Annotated in this window: 11 protein-coding genes; 10 read left to right on the forward strand and 1 reads right to left on the reverse strand. The window is 67.1% G+C overall.

Annotated features, from left to right (window positions below):
• Positions 1 to 68 precede the first annotated feature (68 nt).
• A complete protein-coding gene (locus IM25_RS16910) occupies positions 69 to 1,007 on the reverse strand; it encodes an aldo/keto reductase (RefSeq protein ID WP_006551962.1) in 939 nt (312 codons plus the stop codon).
• A gap of 211 nt (positions 1,008 to 1,218) precedes the next feature.
• Here IM25_RS16910 and IM25_RS16915 point away from each other — a divergent pair, with 211 nt between their 5' ends.
• The 10 genes from IM25_RS16915 to brxD all read left to right on the forward strand — a co-directional run bounded on the left by IM25_RS16915 (position 1,219) and on the right by brxD (position 22,361).
• Positions 1,219 to 2,064, forward strand: a complete 846-nt coding sequence (locus IM25_RS16915; protein WP_174556291.1) for an undecaprenyl-diphosphate phosphatase — start codon at positions 1,219 to 1,221, stop codon at positions 2,062 to 2,064.
• A 36-nt stretch (positions 2,065 to 2,100) separates the two neighbouring features.
• The gene (locus IM25_RS16920; RefSeq protein ID WP_033096651.1) at positions 2,101 to 2,829 is read left to right on the forward strand and encodes a histidine phosphatase family protein; all 729 of its coding nucleotides are present in this window, start codon (positions 2,101 to 2,103) and stop codon (positions 2,827 to 2,829) included.
• 45 nt (positions 2,830 to 2,874) lie between these two features.
• Entirely contained in the window at positions 2,875 to 3,465 is a 591-nt protein-coding gene (locus tag IM25_RS16925; RefSeq protein ID WP_006551966.1) for a DUF3090 domain-containing protein, read from the forward strand.
• 4 nt (positions 3,466 to 3,469) lie between these two features.
• Positions 3,470 to 4,276, forward strand: coding sequence for an SCO1664 family protein (locus IM25_RS16930; protein ID WP_033096652.1), 807 nt, complete (start codon positions 3,470 to 3,472; stop codon positions 4,274 to 4,276).
• A 75-nt stretch (positions 4,277 to 4,351) separates the two neighbouring features.
• Entirely contained in the window at positions 4,352 to 5,593 is a 1,242-nt protein-coding gene (mshC, locus tag IM25_RS16935; RefSeq protein WP_033096653.1) for a cysteine--1-D-myo-inosityl 2-amino-2-deoxy-alpha-D-glucopyranoside ligase, read from the forward strand.
• 114 nt (positions 5,594 to 5,707) lie between these two features.
• The gene (gene pglW / locus IM25_RS16940) at positions 5,708 to 9,940 is read left to right on the forward strand and encodes a BREX system serine/threonine kinase PglW (protein WP_065996544.1); all 4,233 of its coding nucleotides are present in this window, start codon (positions 5,708 to 5,710) and stop codon (positions 9,938 to 9,940) included.
• Entirely contained in the window at positions 9,940 to 13,545 is a 3,606-nt protein-coding gene (pglX, locus tag IM25_RS16945; protein WP_033096654.1) for a BREX-2 system adenine-specific DNA-methyltransferase PglX, read from the forward strand. Before pglW ends, pglX begins: the two co-directional genes overlap by 1 nt.
• A 1,183-nt stretch (positions 13,546 to 14,728) precedes the next feature.
• Positions 14,729 to 18,430, forward strand: coding sequence for a DUF6079 family protein (locus IM25_RS16950; protein WP_033096655.1), 3,702 nt, complete (start codon positions 14,729 to 14,731; stop codon positions 18,428 to 18,430).
• Positions 18,427 to 21,084, forward strand: coding sequence for a BREX-2 system phosphatase PglZ (gene pglZ, locus IM25_RS16955; RefSeq protein ID WP_033096656.1), 2,658 nt, complete (start codon positions 18,427 to 18,429; stop codon positions 21,082 to 21,084). The genes IM25_RS16950 and pglZ overlap by 4 nt, the downstream gene beginning before the upstream one ends.
• The gene (gene brxD, locus IM25_RS16960; RefSeq protein ID WP_198162499.1) at positions 21,081 to 22,361 is read left to right on the forward strand and encodes a BREX system ATP-binding protein BrxD; all 1,281 of its coding nucleotides are present in this window, start codon (positions 21,081 to 21,083) and stop codon (positions 22,359 to 22,361) included. The genes pglZ and brxD overlap by 4 nt, the downstream gene beginning before the upstream one ends.
• Positions 22,362 to 22,369: the final 8 nt, after the last annotated feature.

Below are 22,369 nucleotides of genomic sequence, written 5' to 3' on the forward strand. Positions count from 1 at the left end.
ACCGAATGTACTCGGCAGGCTAGCCTAACCTTCCGGATAAGGGCAGGGTGCGGGCGGTGTCGCGGAGATCACGCGCTCACGTCGTCGAGCGCCGCGGCGATCGCCGGCGGCAACGCCAACTCCTCGGCGACCAGCACTCCGGTCAGTTGCGCGAGATCCCGGGCACCCACGAGCGTCGAGGCCACGTGCGGTCGGTCGCGCACCCACGCCAGCGCGACGGCCAGCGGGGAGGTGCCCAGCCCGTCGGCGGCCGTGGCGACCGCGTCGACCACGCGCACCGCGGATTCGGTGAGATAACGGCGCACTTCCTCGGTGTGCACGTCGTCGGCGCCGCGCGAATCCGCCGGCACCCCCGACCGGTACTTACCGGTGAGCACACCGCCGGCGAGCGGCACGGCCGCGAACACACCCACGCCGTGGTGGGCCGCGGCGGGGATCAACTCGTCCTCGACGCCGCGGGCGAGCAGGGAGTACTCGACCTGCGTGCTGATCAGCGGCGCCGGGCGCCGGGCCGCGGCCGCGGCGGTCGCGAGCTGCCAGCCGAGATAGCCGCGCACCCCGACGTATCGCACGCGCCCGCTGGTGACGGCGAACTCGAGGGCGTCCATCACCTCGTCGACGGGGGTGTGCGGATCCCACGTCGCAACCTGCCACACGTCGAGGTGGTCGGTGCCGAGTTCACGCAGGGTCGCGTCGAGCTGGTTGAGCAGGCCCGAGCGGGAGCAGTCCACGCGGCCGGAACCGAGTGTGGTGGTGTCGATGCCGGAGCTGCCCGACAACACCAGCTGGTCGCGGGGCACCACGTCGTCGAGCAGTTCGGCGAGGATCCGTTGCGCGACCCCGTCCCCGTAGGCGGGGGAGGTGTCGACGAGCGTGCCGCCCACATCGACGAAGGCCGACAACTGGGCTGCGGCCTCGTCGCCGTCCGTTCCACGACCCCACGTCAAGGTGCCCAGGCCGAGCCGTGAAACCCGCAGGCCGCTCGCACCGACTGTCCTGTATTCCATAACCGTCCGCGTTTCCTCCCGACACGACGGGACGTCGCCGCGCTCGGCCACGACCCTGGTACTGCACCCTAATGCGCAACAGGCGCGCGGCAGCGTCCGGCGCGCCGACCGGTCGGGTTCCACGTACCCTTCGCCGAGTGAGAACTGCTCCCTGCATCCGCGACCACCGATCCGTCCCCACCGCAGCCTTCGTGCCGGGGGTCGCCGCATGATCGGCGAATCGATGACCTGGCTGCAGACGATCGTCCTCGGCATCGTGCAGGGCCTCACGGAGTTCCTGCCGATCTCCTCGTCCGGCCACCTGCGGATCGTCTCGGAGATCTTCTTCGGAGAGGACGCCGGCGCGTCCTTCACGGCAGTCACCCAGTTGGGCACCGAGGCCGCCGTTCTGGTGTTCTTCGCCGGGGACATCTGGCGGATCCTGCGGGCCTGGTTCCGCGGCCTGTTCCACAAGGAGCACCGCTCCGACCACGATTACAAGATGGGCTGGTACGTCATCCTCGGCACCATCCCGATCGGCATCCTCGGCGTGCTGTTCAAAGACGACATCCGCACCGTCGCCCGCAATCTGTGGCTCGTCGCCACCATGCTCATCGTGTTTTCGATCGTCATCGCAGCTGCCGAGTACTTCGGCAAACAGCGGCGCGACGTGAGTCAGCTCACCCTCAAGGACGGGCTGATCATGGGTTCGGCGCAGGCGCTGGCCCTGATCCCCGGCGTGTCCCGCTCCGGCGGCACCATCTCCGCCGGTCTGTTCCTCGGGCTCACCCGCGAGGCTGCCGCCCGATACTCGTTCCTGCTCGCCATCCCCGCCGTCGTCGCCTCCGGTCTGTTCAGCCTGCCGGACGCCTTCGAACCGGCCGGGGAGGGGCTCAATGCCTCGGGGGCGCAGCTGCTCGTCGCGACCGTGATCGCCTTCGCGGTCGGCTACGCTGCGATCGCCTGGTTGCTGCGCTTCGTCGTCAACCACTCGATGTACTGGTTCGTCGGCTACCGCGTGATCCTCGGCGTGATCGTGCTCGGACTGCTCGCCACCGGCGTGGTCTCCGCCACCTGAGAGGCTGCCGACAGGCGGTACCTCTAGGCTGGGCGCATGACGGTCATCCTGCTGCGGCACGGACGGTCGACGGCGAACACCTCGCACGTGTTGGCCGGTCGTTCCCCCGGTGTCGAACTCGACGAGGTCGGCCACGTCCAGGCGAAGAATCTCGTCACCCGGTTGGCCGGGCTCGAGATCACCGAGATCGTGCGGTCGCCGCTGCTGCGGTGCCGGCAGACAGTGCAGCCGCTGGCGACCGATCGTGGACTCGAACCGGTCGTCGATGAGCGACTCGCCGAGGTCGACTACGGGCAGTGGACCGGACGCGAACTGAAGGAACTGGTCAAGGAACCGCAGTGGGCGGTCGTGCAGCAGCACGCCTCCGCAGCGGTCTTCCCGGACGGTGAAGGGCTCGCGCAGGTGCAGTCCCGCGCGGTCGCTGCGATCCGCGAACACGACCGGCGTCTGCGCGAGGCGCACGGCAAGGACGTCGTGTGGATCGCGTGCAGCCACGGCGACGTCATCAAGTCGATCCTCGCCGACGCGCTCGCGACGCATCTCGACAGCTTCCAGCGGATCGTCGCCGAGCCGGCGTCGATCAGCGTCGTCCGCTACACCGACACCCGGCCGTTCGTGCTGCGCGTGAACGACACCGGTTCGGACCTGTCCGGGCTTGCCGGGCCGTCCGAACCCAAGTCCGTGCCCGGCGGCGAAGTGCCCGGCGCGGTCGAGGAACCCGGCGACCCACCGCAGGGGCACCGACAGGAGACGGCACGCGGATAATGGCAGTGTCCGTCATGGCAGAGTGTGGGGACTCGAGGAGGTGTGATGGCCCGCGCGATACACGTGTTTCGAACACCTGATCGGTTCATCGCCGGCACTGTCGGTGAACCGGGCGACCGGGTGTTCTACCTGCAGGCCGTGCACGAGTCCCGTGTAGTGAGCGTGCTTCTGGAGAAGCAGCAGGTGCAGATCCTGGCCGACCGGATGGGGCTGTTGCTCGAAGAGGTACAGCGCCGCTTCGGCACCGTGATCCCCGACGACCCCGAGGTCGACGTCAGCCCGTTGGTGACACCGATCGAGGCCGAGTTCCGGGTCGGCACCATGGGTCTGGGCTGGGACGCCGACGCCGGATCGGTGGTGGTGGAGCTGCTCGCGGTCACCGACACCGAACTCGACGAGTCCGTGGTGCTCGACGACACCGAGGAAGGTCCCGACGCGGTGCGGGTATTCCTCACCCCGGTGCAGGCCCGCGAATTCGCGGCCCGCTCCGAACTCGTCGTCTCGGCCGGACGCGCGCCCTGCCCGCTGTGCGGCGAACCGATCGGCGCCGACGGACACATCTGCGTCCGCACCAACGGTTACCTGCGTACCCCCGGATTCGATCCGGCCGCGTGGTTCGGCGAGGAAGAAAGCTGACCGCGTGACGGCGCCGGACGTGCGGAGCGTGCTGACCGACGGCGACCTCGACGTCGTCGGGCAGATCGCACACGCAAGCAACGCGACCCTCGTGTGCGACGCGCAGCTCGGCGACACCGAGGTTCGGTGCGTCTACAAACCCGTCCGCGGGGAGCGGCCGTTGTGGGACTTCCCCGACGGCACCCTCGCCGGACGCGAGGTCGCCTCGTACCTGATCTCCGAGGCACTCGGCTGGGACGTCATCCCGCTCACCGTGCTGCGCGACGGCCCGTACGGTCCCGGCATGGTGCAGCGCTGGATCGACACGGTCGACTCCGCGCAGGGCGGAACGGAACGCCTGGATCTGGTGGACCTGTGCCCGGCCAGTGCGGTCGCGCAGGGGTGGCTGCCGATCCTGCGTGCCCGCGATCTGGACGGCGCCGAGGTGGTGCTCGCCCACGCCGACGATCCGCGCCTGCAACGCATGGCGGTGCTCGACGTCGTCCTCAACAACGCCGACCGCAAGGGAGGCCACGTCCTCGAAGGTCTCGACGGACACGTCTACGGCGTCGATCACGGCATCTGCCTGCACCAGGACGACAAGCTGCGCACCGTCCTGTGGGGATGGAGCGGCGACCCGGTCGACCCGGTCCTCCTCGCCGACCTCGACAAGCTGCTGCGCCGGTTCGACGGTGGGTTCGCCGAGGAACTGTGCGAGCACATCACCGCCACCGAGGTGCGTGCCCTGCAGCGCAGGATCACCCGCTTGCTCGAACACCCCGTGATGCCGCATCCGCGCGGCGACCGGCGCATTCCCTGGCCCGCCTTCTGAGGCTGCGGCCGTTCGCCTGCCGCACGCCCGGGTGCCCGCGCGGAGCACTCCCGCGACTCCATTAGGCTCGTAGTCATGCAATCTTGGTCCGACGTCGCGATCCCGTCCGTCCCCGGTCAGGGGCCTCCGCTGCGGTTGTTCGACACCGCGGACCGAGCGGTGCGTCCGGTCACCCCGGGCGGCACCGCGACGATGTACGTGTGCGGCATCACCCCCTACGACGCCACGCACCTCGGCCACGCCGCCACCTACCTGACCTTCGATCTGGTCAACCGCATCTGGCGCGACGCCGGCCACGACGTCCACTACGTGCAGAACGTCACCGACGTCGACGACCCGCTGTTCGAACGCGCCGAGCGCGACGGTGAGGACTGGGTCGTCCTCGGTATGCGCGAGACGGCCCTGTTCCGCGAGGACATGGAGGCGCTGCGCGTGCTGCCGCCGCGCGACTACATCGGTGCCGTCGAATCGGTGAACGAGGTCGTCGAACTCGTCGAGAAGCTCGTCGCTTCCGGTGCCGCCTACATCGTCGACGACGCCGAGTACCCCGACGTCTACTTCCGGACCGACGCCACCGAGCAGTTCGGCTACGAGTCCGGCTACGACCACGACACGATGATGCGGTTCTTCGCCGAGCGCGGCGGCGACCCGGAGCGCCCCGGCAAGCGCGACCCGCTCGACGCCCTGCTGTGGCGCGCGGAGCGTCCCGGCGAACCGGCCTGGCCGTCGCCCTTCGGTGACGGACGCCCCGGCTGGCACATCGAGTGCGCGGCCATCGCCCTCAACCGCATCGGCTCCGGCTTCGACGTGCAGGGCGGCGGCAGCGACCTGATCTTCCCGCACCACGAGTACTCCGCCGCGCACGCCGAAGCCGTCACCGGCGACCGGCGTTTCGCCCGGCACTACGTGCACACCGGCATGATCGGCCTCGACGGCGAGAAGATGTCCAAGTCGCGCGGCAACCTGGTGTTCGTCTCCAAGCTGCGCGGTGAGGGCGTCGACCCCGCCTCCATCCGGCTCGGGCTGTTGTCGGGGCACTACCGCGTCGACCGTCCGTGGACGTCCGAGGTCCTCGCCGCCGCCGAGGCGCGACTGGCGTTGTGGAAGCAGGCGGCGGCGCTGCCGTCGGCCTCCTCCGCCGAGGACACGGTCGCGCGCCTGCGCCAGCACCTCGCCGACGACCTCGACACCCCGAAGGCTCTCGACGCACTGGACGGGTGGGCGCGCTTCGCGGTCGAGCGCGGCGGCGACGACGCTGCGGCACCGGGCCTGTTCGCCGACGCCGTCGACGCGCTGCTCGGTGTGAACCTGCGCTGAATCCCGGTTCGTGAGTGCACATCTCGTCGCGACACGCCGAGGCGTAACGACGAGATGTGCACACGCGACTCTCTATACAAGGGTGACGGATGAGATCGAGAGGTGCGGGACCAGGTGCAGAGTGACCGCTGGGTCGAGGTCAGTCCTTCCCCGTTCGACCACGAACGCGAAGGGCTCGAACGGATCAAGGAGATCCTTCCCGACGCACCACCGTTTCGGGCGTGGTCGAATTTCGAGTTCCGGGACAACCGTGGCCGCTGGCATGAAGTGGATCTGCTGGTTCTCGCCCGCGACACCCTCTACCTGATCGAACTCAAGTACTACAGCGGCGTTCTGCGCGGAAACGACCACGTGTGGAGTCGCGGGAACCATCGTTCCGAGGACTCGCCGCTGCTGCTCGCGCGCAAGAAAGCACAGTACTTCTCGTCGCTGCTGAAGGACAGGTTGGCAGAGAAGACCGGGCAGAAGAACCTCAAGGGCATCATCCCGTTCGTGCAGGAACTGGTGTACCTGCACCATCCGGACTTCGTGTGCGCGCTCCCTACCAGTTCCAAGATCAACCTTTACGGCATCGACGAAAATTGCGATCGCAGCCAGCTGCCGGGGATCAGCGAGCGGCTGCTCGCCCCGGCCAAGCACGGTCCGGTGTCCGAAGAGAAGTCGCTGCTGATCCGCGACCTGATGACCGCCATCGGTCTCGCACCGCGCCGCCAGCGCGAAGTCGGCTCTTGGGTGATCGACGATCAGCCGCTCGGCGACGGCGAGGGCTGGCAGGATTGGCCCGCCTTCCATCACGTCGACATGGAACGTGCCGCCCGCATCCGCTTCTACCTGCCCAAGCCCGGGGCGACGTCCGCGGAGGAGCATGCCCGGGCGCGCGGTGTGGAGCACGAGTACAAGCTGTTGTCGCGGCTCAAGCACGACGGCCTCCAGGTGCCCGTCGACGTGGTCAAGGACAAGGAACTCGGCATCGGCCTGGTGTTCCCGAAATCCGAGAGCGACGTCCGCCTGGATTTGTGGCTCGCGGACCACCACGGCGAGATGACGCTCGAGCGGCAACTCGATGCGCTCACCGAGATTGCCGAGATCGTCCACTACGCGCACCGGCACCGCGTGGTGCACCGCACCCTCAACCCACGGGCGATCGTGGTCCGCGACCGCAAGACCGGCCCGCAGCCGCAGGTGACCGACTGGGACACCGCCGGTGTGCTGCCCGCCAACGCGGAAACCGGGGTCACTCGCCTGTCCGCGGGGCCGCTGAGTCTGATGGCCGGCAGCCTGAGCGACCAGGCTCGGCTGTTCACCGCTCCGGAGGGAGTGACCCCCGCCGATCCGGCCCGGATGGACGTCTTCGGACTCGGCGCGCTCGCGTTCTACCTGCTCACCGGCGGGCAGTCACCGGCAACCGAGCGTGGCGAACTGCTCGACCGATTGCGCCGCGACGGCGGTCTCGATCTGGCGGTGGAACTGCCGCAGGTTCCTTCGATCCTGCGGCAACTCGTGCTCGACGCCACCGACCCCCGTCCCGCAGAACGGATCTATTCTGTCGCCGACTTCCTCGAGCGACTCGAGGCGGTGCGCTCGGAGCTGTTCCGCGCCGAGGGGGAAACCGATCCGCTCGACGCGAAACCCGGCGACGAACTCGGCGACGGCCGCTTCGTCTACAAGCGGCGCCTGGGGGCGGGCTCGACCGCCGTCGGCATCCTTGTCGTGGACCGCAAGGCGGGCGATCACGAGCGGGTCCTCAAGGTCGCCCGCGACGACGAGGCCGCCGCCCGTCTCCATGCCGAGGCGCAGGTGCTCGGCAAACTCGACGATCCGCGCATCGTGCAGCTGGCGTCCGAGGAGAACGTCGGCGGCCGCGCGGCTCTCGTCGTGCACTACGCGGGGCGCACCACCCTCGCGGAGGAGTTGGCCGCCAAGGGCGGACGGTTGTCGATCGATCTGCTCGAACGCTGGGGTACCGATCTGCTGCAGGCGCTTGTTGCCCTCGAGCGTGCCGGGGTGGTGCACCGCGACCTCAAGCCGTCGAATCTCGGTGTGCACCAGTCCAGCTCGCGAGCCGACGCGCACCTTCGCTTGTTCGACTTCTCGATGGCCGGGGTCGATCTGCGCCACACCGACGCCGGAACCCCGCCCTACCTCGACCCGTTCCTCGGTACCGGTGGACGCAACCAGTACGACACCGCCGCCGAACGCTACGGTGCCGCGGTCGTCCTGTTCGAGATGGCCACCGGCGGCGCCCCGCAGTACGGACCGGACCCACAGGCGAACCCGGCCACCGTGCAGGACGACGTCACCGTCGCCCCCTCCATGTTCGAGACGCCCGTCGCGGCAGGTCTCACCGCGTACTTCACCTCGGCGCTCTCCCGCGACGTCGCGACCCGCCCGGACACGGCCGAGGAAATGCTCCGCGACTGGCGCCGGGTGTTCACCGACCTCGACGCCGCTCCCGCGAAGGCAGACAAGACCACTCGCGCAGTCAAGGTCGTCGCCGGCACCTCCCTTGTTGCCGCCGGGCTGAGCGCACGGGCCGTGTCTGCTCTTGCCGCGGCGCAGGTCACCACGGTCGGCGAGTTGCTGGTGCTCGATTCCACCCGACTCAACCGTCTGGTCGCCAAGGAAGCAAAAGCCACCCGCACCGAGATCCGCGACCGGCATCGCACGTGGGTCAAAGAACTCGGCCGATCCGCAGCAAAGCCCCAGGATCAGCAGGGTCTGCTCGGCCTCGACGACGCCGTCGCCCTGTTGGTATCGGCGGTGGGCACCGGTAGGGCCAGTCCCCGCCGCAGTGCAGCGGAACTGCTCCTCGGTGTCACCGGCACTCTCGATGCGTTCGCGTCCGGCAACGAACTGGCGTCGGCGTTGAAGAAGAGCGGACCCCGAGGAAACCAGCTTCTCAAGGAACTGCAGTCCGACTGGGCGGAGAACCCGGCGACACGGGAGCTGCTCGACGAACTCATCGACGTCGCCGACCAGGTCCTCCGCGATTCCGGTGGGGTAGTAGCGATCTCCACCCTCACCGCCGAGATCCGCGCCCGGCTGCCCCAAGCCCCGGCCGCTGCCGCCGATGCCATGGCCCCGCGTCTCGCGGAGCGTGCCGCCGCCGGGCTATTGCGCCTCGCCCTGGATCGGCTCACCGAGCACGAAACCGCCGAGGGAACCCGGCGGTGGGTGCGCCGACGCCACGGTGGACGCCTCGCGTTGGTCGCCGACGACGAACTTCTGCTCGCCGGAGCCGAAGCCGCGGGCCGTCGCGCCGACGACCTCATGGTCGCCACCCCGATGTCCCAGGTGGTCCCGATGGGCACCGCGGCACGTGAGCTGCGCGGCGCGTTCGCCCGCGCTTACGCAGCCGCGGCCCGACCGGACGTGCCGGTGCCGCTGCCCCCGGACGGGCGTCTGGTGCGCTTGGCGGCGGCAATCTCCAAGTTCGCCGCCGTCTCCGGTCGCGGTGAGCTGCACAGCCGCAGCCTCGGCCCGTCCGACGCGCTGCGCATCGCCCTTGCCGGACTCGCCCAGACCGAGGCGTTGTCGCCGACAGAGATCCGGGCGCGCGTCGCCGCACGATTCCCGGAGCTCGACCGGCTCCCAGCCCGACCCGCTCTCGACGCACACCTTGACCGTGCCGGACTCGGCCTCACCTGGGACGGCACTGCCTACCGCTACGAGCAGGCCGCACCGCCGAGCGAAACCTCCCTGCACACCCGCACCGCCACTCACACCGGACCGCCCGCCGGACCTGTCGTGTCCGCCACGACCGGCGACGGTGGTGCGTCACGGAACTCGCTCGTCGCGCGCTCCTTGGCGGAGAACGGCTTCCTGGTGTTCGGAGTGCCCGTTCATCGGCCCGGCGACCACCAGGTCGTCGCGCGAGAACTCGTCGAGGCGCACGAGGGCGAGGTCGTCGACGTCACCGGAGCGATCATCGACGGGATGCGGACCTTCTCGTCCGAGCGGGGTGTGCCGTGGGATCTCGTGCGCAGCGCAGATGCTGCGGCGGCGGGAAGCAAGGATGCGCGGGGCCTGCGAGCGGTGCTCGAGCAGGTGATGCCGCGCGTCTGCGCCGGCCTCGAAGAACGAGTATTCGGCGACGCTGCGCAGCCGAGACCGCTGGTGCTCACCGAGGTGTCGCCACTGGCCCGGTACGGCTACCTCGACGTACTGGCCCGGCTGGCCGACCTGTCGGCACCACGTCGCCGCCCGGTATGGGTGGTGTTGCCGCAGATGCGTGGCCAGCGCGGCGCGTTGGTGGATGGCCAGCCGATCCAGTTGGGTTCACCCGGTGGACAGTTCGTTGTGTATCCGGTTTGGAAGACCGGGATCGTGGAGAGCGAGAAGGTGTGATGGCGGACTTTTCCGCGACCGAATTGGTGAAGGCGCTGCGCAAGCAGGTCACCGTCCTCGAGGACGATCTGCGTGCGCGCGTCGACGGCGCGGACGTCGACACCCGCCAGCCCGGGGTGGAGCAACGGTGGCGCGCCGAGTACACCGCCGCGCTGCAGGCCCAGCGGACGGCCGCGTCGTGGCAGGCGTGGCGCGACGAACGGATCACGCAGGCCGCGGTCGCGTGGGTGCTGCTGACGGTGTTCGCGCGGTACTGCGAAGACCACGCACTGGTCTCGAAGGCGTGGATCGGCGGCCCGGACGCGGATGCGCGCCAGCAGGCCCTTGACGCACGGCGCGCCTACTTCATGGAGTTCCCCGAGCACACCGACCGCGAGTGGCTCGAAACGATCAGCGCGCATTTCGCCAAGATGGAAGCCACCCGCGGGCTGGTCGACAGCTACTCGCCGATGCACCAGGTGGCGCCCTCGGGTGACGCGGCGCGCGGTCTTCTCGAATTCTGGTGGGACAAGGACACATCCGGTGAGCCGCTGTGGAGCTTCGCCGGTGTCGACACCCGCTTCCTGGGCGACGTCTATCAGGATCTGTCGGAGTTCGCGAAGAAGACCTATGCGCTTTTGCAGACCCCGGAGTTCGTGGAGAAGTTCATCCTCGACCAGACCCTCGAACCGGCGCTGAAAGAGCGGCCGTTAGAGGGGTTCACGGTGATCGACCCGACCTGCGGGTCCGGCCACTTCCTGCTCGGTGCGTTCCACCGGTTGCTGGAGCGCTGGGAGAACGAGGCTCCCGCACTCGGTCGTCGCGTGCTGGTGCAGAAGGCACTGGCCTCTGTATTCGGGGTGGACATCAATCCGTTCGCGGTGGCGATCGCGCGGTTCCGGCTGATGGTTGCAGCCTTGGATGCGAGTGGGGACAAGTCGATCGAGAAGCTCATCGACATCGAACTCAACCTTGCGGCGGGCGACTCGTTATTGTGGGGTTCGGACAAGGAAGCCTTGGGCGACGACCTTCTCTCCATCGGGCAGACCGAGTTCGCGCTGTCGATCGAAGACACAGACGCGCTCAAGCGGATTCTGCGCCGAGAGCATGACGTCGTAGTGGGTAATCCGCCCTACATCAGCATCAAGGATGCGGCATTGCGCGACCTGTACCGGCTCCACTACGACACCTGCCACGGAAAATACGTGCTCACCGTCCCGTTCATGGAGCTGTTCTTCCGACTTGCCAAGAGGGACGGCGCCGTTCCTGCCGGTTGGGTCGGACAGATCACGTCAAACTCGTTCATGAAACGCGAGTTTGGAACAAAGCTCGTCGAGAAATTCCTCGCGTTCAAAGACTTGAGGAAGGTTATCGACACATCCGGTGCGTACATTCCCGGACACGGCACACCGACAGTGATTCTGGTAGGACGCAACAAGAGCACCGAGAATGCGGCGCCGACGGTACGGGCTGTGCTTGGGGTGCGTGGCGAGCCTGGTCGGCCCGATGATCCCGCCAGGGGAATCGTGTGGTCAGCCATTGTGGATCACATCGACGACCCAGGTTTCGACAACGGATGGATCAGTGTGGCAGATCTGCCGCGATCTGCGCTGCGCGAACATCCGTGGAGTCTGTCGGGCGGTGGTGCGGTCGAGCTATTGGAAGCAGTCGAAAAGGCACGGAAAACGGTACTTGGCGGTCTCGCGACGAGCGTGGGGATAACCGGCGTAACCGGTGAAGATGACCTCTTCATCATGCCTAGCGCGCGCGACGGGCATCGCCTCGGATGGTCGTCAATGCGAACGCTTGTTGAAGGCGACAAGGTTCGCGAGTGGTCCATCGGCAGCGACACGCAAGCCGCAGGGTGGACCTATGACGAGGGCCTTGACGTCGTTGAGATCGACGACCTAGGCGTTTTCGGGCTGTGGCTTAAGCAGTTTCGGGTAGTCATCAACAAGCGAAAACGCTTCGGAGTCCCGATGGTGGAGCGAGGCTTCAAGTGGTACGAGTGGCAGGAGCTCTACGCCTCGAAACTCAGCACCCCCCTCTCCATCACCTTCGCCTTCGTCGCAACGCACAACCATTTCGTTCTGGACCGCGGCGGCAAGGTGTTCAAGCAGTCCGCGCCGGTGATCAAATTGCCGGAGGGGGCGAGCGAGGACGACCACCTGCGACTGCTCGGGGTGTTGAACAGTTCGGTGGCGTGCTTCTGGCTCAAGCAGAACAGCCACAACAAGGGCAGCACGGTCGACAACAGTGGAGCCCGAACGACTCTGGACCAGTGGGAGAACTTCTTTGAGTTCACTGGGACTACACTCAAAGACTTCCCGCTCCCGCCGTCTTACCCCTTGGAACGGGCTCGCACTCTCGATGCTCTTGCGCAGAAACTTGCCGCGCATACCCCGGATGCCATCGCCGCGGATGAGGCGCCAGATGCCGACACATTGGAACACGCGCGCACCGAGTCTGAGCGGATTCGCGCGCTGATGATCGCCCACCAGGAGGAACTCGACTGGGAGTGCTACCGCCTGTACGGCCTCATCGACGATGACCTCACCTATTCTGGGGAACTGCCCGGAATTGCTCTGGGGGAGCGGGCGTTCGAGATTGCTCTCGCGCGCGCCGTCGAATCCGGCGAGCACACGGCCTGGTTCGAGCGCCACCGCTCCGCCCCGATCACCGAAGTTCCGTCGCATCTGCCTTCCGACTACCGGGACCTGATTCAGCGCCGCCTCGACGTGATCGAATCGAATCTGGGCATCCGTTTGTTGGAGAAGCCGGAGCACAAGCGGCGCTGGGCTTCCGAGCCGTGGGACAAGCGTGTCACCGAAGCGTTGCGCGACTGGCTGTTGGATCGCGTCGAGAACCGCGATCTGTGGTTCGAAGGCGACCATCCGACTCCGCGTAGCATTGCGCAACTCGCCGACCGGCTTGACCGCGACGAGGATTTCCGTCAGGTACTGCGGTTGTGGGCCGGCAGCAATGAGGTGTCCACCTCTGCGGCTTTGGCCAAGCTTCTCGATGAAGAGGGTGTCCCGTACCTGGCAGCGCTGCGGTACAAGCCATCCGGTCTCATCAAGCGCGAAGCGTGGGAACACACGTGGGACCTGCAGCGGCGAGAGGATACAGGGGAGAAGCTCGACGCCCCCATTCCGGTGCCGCCGAAGTACAAGCCCGCCGATTTCCTGAAGACCTCGTATTGGTCGCGGCGCGGCAAGCTCGATGTGCCGAAGGAACGGTTCATCGCGTATCCGAACGCGAACCGCGACACTGACCCGTCGATGCTGCTCGGCTGGGCGGGGTGGGATCACGCCGAGCAGGCCCTCGCGCTCGCCGGCCTCATCGATGAACGCATCGCGACCGACGGCTGGGACCAGACGAATCCCGACAAGCTGACTCCGATGCTGGCCGGCCTGGCCGAGCTGTTGCCGTGGGTGCGACAGTGGCACGGCGAGATCGACCCTGAATATGGTGAGTCGGTCGCCGACACCATCGAGGAAGTTCTGCGCGCCCACAGCGCAGACCTCGGAGTCACAACCGAGGATCTTGCCGCGTGGCGGCCCCCAGCTCCTACCCGAGGTCGTCGCACAGCCGCGAAGTCGGCGAAGGGGACCGACCCGGCGTAAGCCGATCAGGGATGCGCGTCCGACTCGACCACCAGGTCGCCGACTTCCATATAGCCCGCACACGTCCGGTTCGGCGATACGTACGGTGTGCGCCGTGTAGGAGGTATCCGACCTGGTGGGCGTGCGAGTCGGGCGCAAGGAGGCGGCGTTCAAGGAGACGCGCACGTTCGGTCGGGTGTGCTCGGCAACTCGCTGCGTCGATGCAGGTAGTCCACTGCAGTGTGGCGGGCGACGGGTCGGCGCGTCCGTTGTCAACTCGACGTCACCGGAAGCGGTGGGCACGCGAACGATTCTTCTTCCGATGTTCTCGATGAGGAGAAAAAGGGATCGACAATCGGACGCCCTGCGGGCGACTGCGCCTGACCGATCGGAGACCCTACGGGTCCCTGTATTGCCTTCGGCCCCTTCCCCAACGCTGCCCGGTCACCATGCCCCGATAGACCATCTCGGCCAACGCTTCTGGCCCCACGTCGCAGATGACGTGCGGCTTACGCTGGACCCGGTCGTTCGTGTCGACCCTCACGATCGGGTGCTCCACCGCCAGAATGGAGACGAAGGATACTGGCGCCCAGTCGGTTTCACGCACGGGAACGGCACCCCTGCGCGCAGCGTCATCTGCGCTGACGTCGGACCTCGGGAGATGAGCGACGAATGCCCGACATGCCGCGGCTACCGGAACGGCCCACGCACACGTCGCAGCGAAACACCTCGAGCCTCTCGACTATTGGTCGAGAGGCTCCGTGGGTCAGGACGTCGGTGAGGGTCCCGGCGGGGAGAGAAGAAGGAGATCGGCCTCGAAGGCCGAACCACGAGAATTGCGCCCAGGGGGCGTGTGGATAGACTCCACCCTACGGTGCATGACAGTCCCATCTGTCGTGTGCCCAGACCCCGGTTCGGTGTTCCCGCACCAACCGGGGTCGACCTGTATCCAGGCCGGTGCAGGGATGGTCCCACGCGCGGTGTAGAGCGTCAACCTCGAACGCACGTTCGTGTCGTGGAGCAGTGAGATGTCGGATCTCGAGGCTCGACTTACACACACTTCTCCGAGAATGCGGGGATCGTCCCGGGATGCTCCGCGGCGTAGGGGGTGACCGGTAACGTTGACGTCCTTTGGCAGGATGAACTGCACAGCGACCTCACCGCGGTCGCTGTTTCGAGGACCATGAGGAGGGGCGGAGCAAGCGTGAGCATTCTGCTGCGGGACGTCATCGACATTCCTGAACGCGTCGGCGCCGACGACTACGTGCTGCGCTTGACCGACAGCACCGACAACGACGCGCACATTCGCGCGACGGTCGAGGCGTACGTGCTCACCGAGTCGCTCAAAGACAACTTCGCGTCCGCGATTTCCCTGATCTCCGACGCGATACGCAGGAAGACCTCGCGCGGCGCCTACCTCGCCGGTTCGTTCGGCTCCGGTAAATCGCACTTCATGGCCGTGCTCTATGCCCTGCTCGGCAACCACCCGGCCTTGCGCACCGAACGGTTCCGTGACCTCACCGACCGATACGACGCCGACATCGCCGGTAAGAAGATCCTCAGCCTCACCTATCACTTCCTCGGCACCAAGTCGATGGAAGAGGCGATCTTCCGCGGCTACATCGACCAGATCCGACGTCTCCATCCAGAGGCGCCGCTGCCCGCGCTGCACGTCTCCGACACGCTTCTCGCCGATGCCGAGCACCTGCGAGAGAAGATGGGTGACGGCCCGTTCCTCGCCGGACTCGGTGGCGACAGCGCAGGCGGAGACGACGCGTGGGGTGGACTGGTCTCCGACAGTTGGACGCTCGAGCGTTACCAAGCCGGACTTGCTGCAAGTGCCGAGAGCGAGTCGCGCAAGGAACTCGTCTCTGCGCTGGTGCGCAACTACTTCTCGTCGTTCCTCGAGCAAGCCGAGTACCTCGACCTGGATCGGGGCCTGAGCGTCATTTCCGAGCACGCCCGAGGACTCGGCTACGACGCAGTGGTGTTGTTCCTCGACGAACTGATCCTCTGGTTGATCTTCTACGTGCGCAACAACGAGATCTTCAGCCGCGAGTCGCAGAAGATCACCAAGCTCGTCGAAGGCTCCGGAAACCCGCGGCCGATTCCCCTGGTCTCCTTTATCTCGCGGCAGATGGACCTGCGCAAATGGCTCGCCGATGCCGGCGCCTCCGGTGCCGAGCAGGACGCATCCGATCGTGTACTGCAATACCAGCAGGGCCGGTTCCGCACCATCGAACTCGGCAACGACAATCTCGCCGAAGTCGCGAACATCCGCCTGCTGCAACCGAAGAACGACGAAGCCAAACAGGCTCTCGACGAGGCATTCCGTACCGTCACGCGCAGCCCCGAAGTGTGGGACGTGCTGCGTGATTCGATGAACACCACCGAGGAGCATCGCGGATCCTCCGAGCAGGAATTCCGGCTCACCTACCCGTTCTCGCCCGCGCTGGTGTCCACGCTGCGCGAACTGGCCTCCGTGATGCAGCGCGACCGCACCGCGCTGAAGGTGATGCAGCGCATGCTCGTCGAACGCCGCGACACCCTCACCACCGCCGACCTCATCCCTGTCGGCGACGCCTTCGGGCCTATCGTCGACGGTGAAGAACCGATCGATGGTGTGGCATCCACCCTGTTCAAGGCGGCAGAATCCCTCTACCGCGACAAGATGCTTCCCCTGCTGCTCACCCGCCATCAAGTGACCCAGGAGCAACTCGACACCGACCCCGACTCGGTGCCCGCCGGATTCCGCGCTCACGACCGGATCGCCAAGACCCTGTTGCTGTCGGCCATCGCCCCGAAGGTCCCGGCGCTGCGCGACATCACCGCCTCCCGGCTCGCGGCCCTCAACCACGGTTCGATCAAGACCCGCATGAAGGGCGGCGAAGCCCGCGTCGTTCTGGGCGTGGTCCGTGAATGGGCCAAGGACATCCCCGAGATCACCGTCTCCGAGGGCGCCAACCCGATCATTCGGGTTCAACTCTCCAACGTCGACTACAACTCCGTCCTCGAACGTATCCGCGGCGAAGACAACTCCGGCAAGCGCAAGGTGCTCATCCGCACTCTCGTGCACAAGGCGCTCGGCGTCGACACCAGGCAGGACGATCTCGCCGGCGGCGCCACGCGCACCGTCATCTGGCGCGGTTCCCGTCGAGAGGTCGATGTGGTGTTCGGAAACGTCCGCGACGCCTCGTCCGTGCCGGAACAGAACTTCGACAACCGGCCGGGCACCTGGCGGCTCGTCATCGACTACCCCTTCGACGAGGGCGAATTCTCGGCGGCCGACGACATCGCCCGCATCGACCGACTCCTGTCCGGCGGCGACCGGCACACCATCGTGTGGTTGCCGAAGTTCTTCTCCGACGAGGCCAGGCAAGACCTCGCACTGCTCGTCAAGCTCGACTGGCTGTTCGGCGGCACCGGGGATCGCTGGCAGGAGAACACCGACCACCTCTCGCCTGCCGACCGGGCGCAGGCCCGAGGCATCCTCGAGAACCTTTACCGCGGAACACTGAATGCCTTCGAGCGGCTTCTCGAGCAGGCCTACGGCATCGAAGCCGCCGACCCGAAGTACTTCGTCGACGACCCCGGTCACACCGAGATCCTCACCTCCCTCAGCAAGGACTTCAGCCCGAAACTACCCACCGCAGTGAACCTGCGGGACGCCTTCGACAAGGTCATCGACCAAGCATTCACGGCGCTGTATCCGAACCATCCGCAATACCCGAGCCCGGACGACGAGGTCACCACTCGTCACTACGAGATCGTGCGCGGTTTCGTTGAAGAGGCCGTCGCGGATCGCCAGGGCCGGGTACCCACAGCCGGCGCCGAACGCAAGGTCGCGCAGCGCATCGCAGCGCCACTGAAGGTGGGCAAAGCCACCGAAGACCACTTCCTGTTCGGTGAAGACACCTTCGCGTACTGGGCCGGCGAACTCGACCGAGCGGCCGCAGACACCGACCGCGTCACCGTCGGCGTGCTGCAGCATCGCATCGACTCGATAAGTCCCGCCTGGGGACTGCGGCCCGAAGCGCGCGACCTGATCGTGGCTGCGTGGGCGCTGCTCCGGAAACGTGCCTGGTTCGAGGCGGGCGCGCCCGTCCCGGCGCCGCCGCTCGGACGGATGCGCGAGAGCATCGAACTGCGCGCCGAGGAACTGCCCGAACAGGCGGCGTGGGACGCCGCCCGCACCACGGTCAGCTACCTACTCGGTTACACGATGCCGCGCACCTTCCTCACGGGTGCGAACGTCGCCGACTTCGCGCAACAGGTACGCGCCAGGGCGGGGGAGAAGACCGCCGATCTCCGGCAGCTTGCCGACCGGCTGGCCGACGCCCACCGAGTCCTCAAACTGGACGTCACCGACACCGACCGGATCAGCGTCGCTCGGGCGCTCGTCGACTACCTCGACACCCTGGCCGGCACCCCCGGTAACGTCGCGCTCATCGACCTGCTCGCCACCGAACCTGTGCCGGGCTCGGCGGAATCCGCCGGTCGGATGCGGACGGAAGCGGCGCACGACGCAGCAGCGTTGCGAGGCTTCCAATGGAAACTCGTCGGAGCATTGCTCGCCGGTGCCGAAGCCGACGGTGAGCGAGGCGAATCCGCGCGGGTGATCGTGAAGAAGCTGAAGGAGCTGATCACCACTCAGGGAGTTTCCCTGGCCGACCAGCTCAACAGCACGGAAACCCGCGTGGTCGAGTGGGTGGTGGACAATACGCCTCAACCCCCCAAGCCGCCGCTTCCCCCGAAGCCTCCCAAGCATCGCATCACGCCTTCTCGCACCAACCCTGACGAAGTGACTCTCGAAGGCATCGACGACCTCAACTCCCTTACGTCCCAGTTGCAGGCCGCTTTCACGGAGCACGGAAAACGCCTGTATGTGAAGTGGTGGGTGGAATGAACACTCTTACCGCCACCCGTCCGATCATCACTGCCAAGCTCGCGAAAGCCGTCGAAAAGCGCTACAAGAGCGGTGTTCTCGGTCTCCGTGCCGCGCCTGCGTGGGATGGCAGTACCTTCCAGCACGGCGGAACCCCGGTGACGGTCGTGCCGTGCCCATCCACTCTCGCCGTGTGGGAGGCCCTCGAATCCCGCGTCGACGACCAGTGGCTCGTCATCCTCACCCCCGTCGACGACAAGGATCTCGGTGACGGGGTGCTGTCCCACCTCATCGACGGCCGGCTCCTCAGTCCCGACCCGTGGGACGCGCTGCGCTCGACGTTCGCGGCCACCACCATCGAACCCGCCCTCTACCGAGTACCCAACGACCGGGCCTTGGCTCTCGGATTGCTCGCGGCGATTCCCGCCGCCGCGATCACCCCCGCGCCGGGTGGTGTGCTCACCCGCACACACATGATGTCCACCCTCGCGCGCGGCGTACTCGCGATCACCGACGATCCCGCCACCGAGATCGACACCCTGGCGATCCTCGAATGGAGCCGTCGTCCCGACGTGACCGACAACCTCGCTCGGCTCCGCGCAGATGGAGGCACCGAGGTCACGCAGGCGGTCGCCGCATGGCTCGCCGAACGAGCAGGGCGACTCAGCAAACCCGTGGCGGCGCTACTGAAAGCCCAGCGGATCACCGAGCTTGTGCCACTCGGTCTCATTGCGGGGTTGTTCTCCGACCCCACCACTCATCTCAAGCTCGGAGTATTTCTCGGGCGCTTCGGCCTCGACAGTCTCAGCGCCGACGATCTCGCCGCGTGGTACGACGACACCTCGGGCCTGGTCGTCGGCAGCCTCGTCGAACGGGAACGCCGCGCGGTTCTCGAATCCGCCGCCGCACATGTGCGCGAGCTGAACATCGAGCATCTCGCCGAGCGGTCCGAACTGCTTCCCCAGGGCCTCGTCGCGCGCCTCGACGAGCTGGCAAAGGCCATCGAGAACGCCCTGCCCGGCGACGCCGCCCGCGGACCGAAACATGAGGGCATCGACGGTGTCGAACGCGCATGGGAGCGGGTGCTGCAACACCTGTCCGCCCGCACCTCCACCTCCTGCCGAGCGGCCGAAGCCGCCGTGCGGTTGCTGCGGTGGCTCGCCGTGGACACCCCGACCGACGGTGGGCTCGACACGTTGACCCGCCGATATGTCGACGTCGACGGCTGGGTCGATGCCGCCCTCGTGACCGCGCATCGCGGTTCGGATCATCGGCGTCTCGCCGAGGCGATCACCCAGGTCATCGCCTTGGTCGCCGCGCATCGCCGCGGTCACGATCGTCGGTTTGCAGCGGCCCTCGCCGACACGCCGCACCCCACCGGCGTACTCGTCGAACAGTTACTGCCCACCGTGGTGCTGCCCCTGGCCAAGTCGACGCCCACGCTGCTGATCGTGGTCGATGCGTTGTCGGTCGCGGCCGCAACGGACCTTGCCGCGGCCGCAGCAGAATCCGGCTGGATGGAGGCGGGTGTCCTCGGATCCTCCCGGCGAACGGGCGCACTTGCTGTCCTGCCCACTCTCACGCAACGGAGCCGCTGTTCACTGTTGGCCGGTGACCTGCGGGAAGGAGACGACGCTGCCGAACGCACCGGATTCCTCAAGCTCCTGCGGGACGCGAAGCTGGAAGCGGCACCGGGGCGCATCGACCCGATCTTCCACAAGAAGGCACTCGACACCGTGCCCGCCGGCGCGGATCTGGCCACCGACGTCGCCAATGCCATCGCCGACACCACCGGACGTCCGCTGGTGGCTACGGTGCTGAACTTCGTCGACGACACCCTCCACCACACCGACCCCGGTGGAACCGACTGGGGCATCGACACCATCACCCACCTGCGCCCACTGCTGCAGGCCGCGCAGCGAGCAGGTCGCGCGGTGATCATCACCTCCGACCACGGGCACATCATCGAGCGGCGCACCTCCGTCAAACGCAACCGTGTCACCGTGTACGGGCAGCGCGCGCACGGTGACCTCGACCGGGTGGACGAGGGCGAGATCGTGGTGCGAGGGCCGCGGGTGCTCACCGACAGTCGTTCGGTGGTGCTCGCCGTCGACGACACCATCCGCTACGGACCCGTCAACGCCGGTTACCACGGCGGGGCCAGTCCCGCGGAGGTGGTGGTGCCCGTGCTCGCTCTGCACACCGGAGTGCGTCCCGACACGCTCACCGCACTCGGTCCGGTCGAGCCACACTGGTGGCACAGTCCCGTCCAGGTCGATGCGCCCCAGGTGCACCCCACACCGGCAGCGAAGCATGCGGCACCCACCCTCTTCGACAGCGAAGAACCCGTCGTTGCAGACGCCGGTGGGGATGTGGCGGATCAGGTGCTCGCCACCACGGTCTTTGCCGATCAGATCCGGCTGGCAGGCCGGATCGTGGTGCGTCCCGACCAGATTCGCGCGCTGCTGGCTGCACTGCTTGCGGCACCCGCGCGGGAACTGACCACCGCCCATGCAGCGGCTCTCCTCGGACTGGCCCCGAGCCGAGTCGGTGGGGCGTTGCTACAGATCAAGCGGGTTCTGGACGTCGAAGGCTACGAGGTGTTGCTGCTCGACAGTGGTGTCGTCGGACTCGACGAAGCGGCGCTGCGCGAACAGTTCGGGATCGAATCGTGAGCGCGGCGGTGTCGCCACGGAGGCGACGAGAAATCCTCGACGCGCTGCGACGCGGCACCGTCCCCGCGAACGGTCTCGACCAGCTCGCCGTCGGACTCGGTCGGTTCGAATCCGAACTCGACGCCGAGCTCGAGGTTGTTGCCGGCGGGGGAGCGATGTTCAAGGCCGTGCGCGGCGACTACGGCTCGGGCAAGACGTTCTTCGCCCGCTGGCTCGCCGATCACGCCACCAAACGCGGTTTCGCCGTCGCCGAAGTACAGATCAACGAGATCGACACGCCACTGCACAAGCTCGAAACCGTGTACCGGCGCAGCATCGAATCTCTGCGCACTGCCTCGATTCCACCGTCCGCGCTGCGTCCGATCCTCGATGCGTGGCTGTTCACCATCGAAGACGACGCCACCCAGCAGGGGGTGAGCGTCGACGATCTCCTCGAACGTCGCCTCGCCGACGTCGCCGCGCGAGCACCGGTGTTTCCCATGGCAATTCGGGCCTACCGCCGGATGGTGGCCGAAGGGGACAACGACGGCGCCGACGGGCTGGTCGCCTGGCTCGGTGGCCAACCGCATGTCGCAGCATCGGTCAAGCGCCGCGCCGGCATCAAAGGCGACCTCGACCATTTCCTCGCGCTCGGCTTCCTCCGCGGCCTGCTCGCAGTGTTGGCTGACGCCGGCAACGCAGGTCTGCTCTTGGTGCTCGACGAGGTGGAAACTCTGCAGCGGGTGCGCTCGGACGCCCGCGCGAAAGCGCTCAATGCGCTGCGTCAGTTGATCGACGAGATCCACGATGGACACTTTCCGGGTCTGTACCTGCTGATCACCGGCACACCGGCATTCTTCGAAGGTCGGCAAGGCATCCAGCTGCTCCCGCCCCTGGCGGATCGGCTGCACACCGACTTCTCCCGGGATCCGCGCTTCGACAATCCGCGCGCCCCACAGTTGCGACTGACAGGCTTCGACCTCGACCGACTCGTCGAGCTCGGTGGTCGTGTGCGCGAGTTATTCTGCTCCGGCATCGACGCGGGGGAGCGGGTGCGGTCGACCGCGGACGACGAGTTCCTTCGCCGGTTTGCTGGTGCGGTCGCGGGGAGTCTCGGTGGTCGTGTCGGGATTGCGCCCAGGCTGTTCCTGCGCAAACTCGTCGACGTGCTCGACGTGATCGAACTCCACCCGGATTTCGACCCGTACACCGATTACGAGATCAAGATCGGGGCATCCGAGTTGTCGGAGGCCGAACGTGAGGTCGTATCGGCGGACGATATCGACCTGCAGTTGTAGAGGGGGAA

The organism is Rhodococcus sp. p52, assembly GCF_000763325.2.
Classification (GTDB): Bacteria; Actinomycetota; Actinomycetes; order Mycobacteriales; family Mycobacteriaceae; genus Rhodococcus; species Rhodococcus pyridinivorans.

Bases quoted from the DNA above. Each gene is read 5' to 3' on its own strand.
- pglX (WP_033096654.1), top strand. From the start codon at position 9,940: ATGGCGGACTTTTCCGCGACCGAATTGGTGAAGGCGCTGCGCAAGCAG.
- pglZ (WP_033096656.1), top strand. From the start codon at position 18,427: ATGAACACTCTTACCGCCACCCGTCCGATCATCACTGCCAAGCTCGCG.
- IM25_RS16925 (WP_006551966.1), top strand. From the start codon at position 2,875: ATGGCCCGCGCGATACACGTGTTTCGAACACCTGATCGGTTCATCGCC.
- mshC (WP_033096653.1), top strand. From the start codon at position 4,352: ATGCAATCTTGGTCCGACGTCGCGATCCCGTCCGTCCCCGGTCAGGGG.
- IM25_RS16910 (WP_006551962.1), bottom strand. From the start codon at position 1,007: ATGGAATACAGGACAGTCGGTGCGAGCGGCCTGCGGGTTTCACGGCTC.
- IM25_RS16920 (WP_033096651.1), top strand. From the start codon at position 2,101: ATGACGGTCATCCTGCTGCGGCACGGACGGTCGACGGCGAACACCTCG.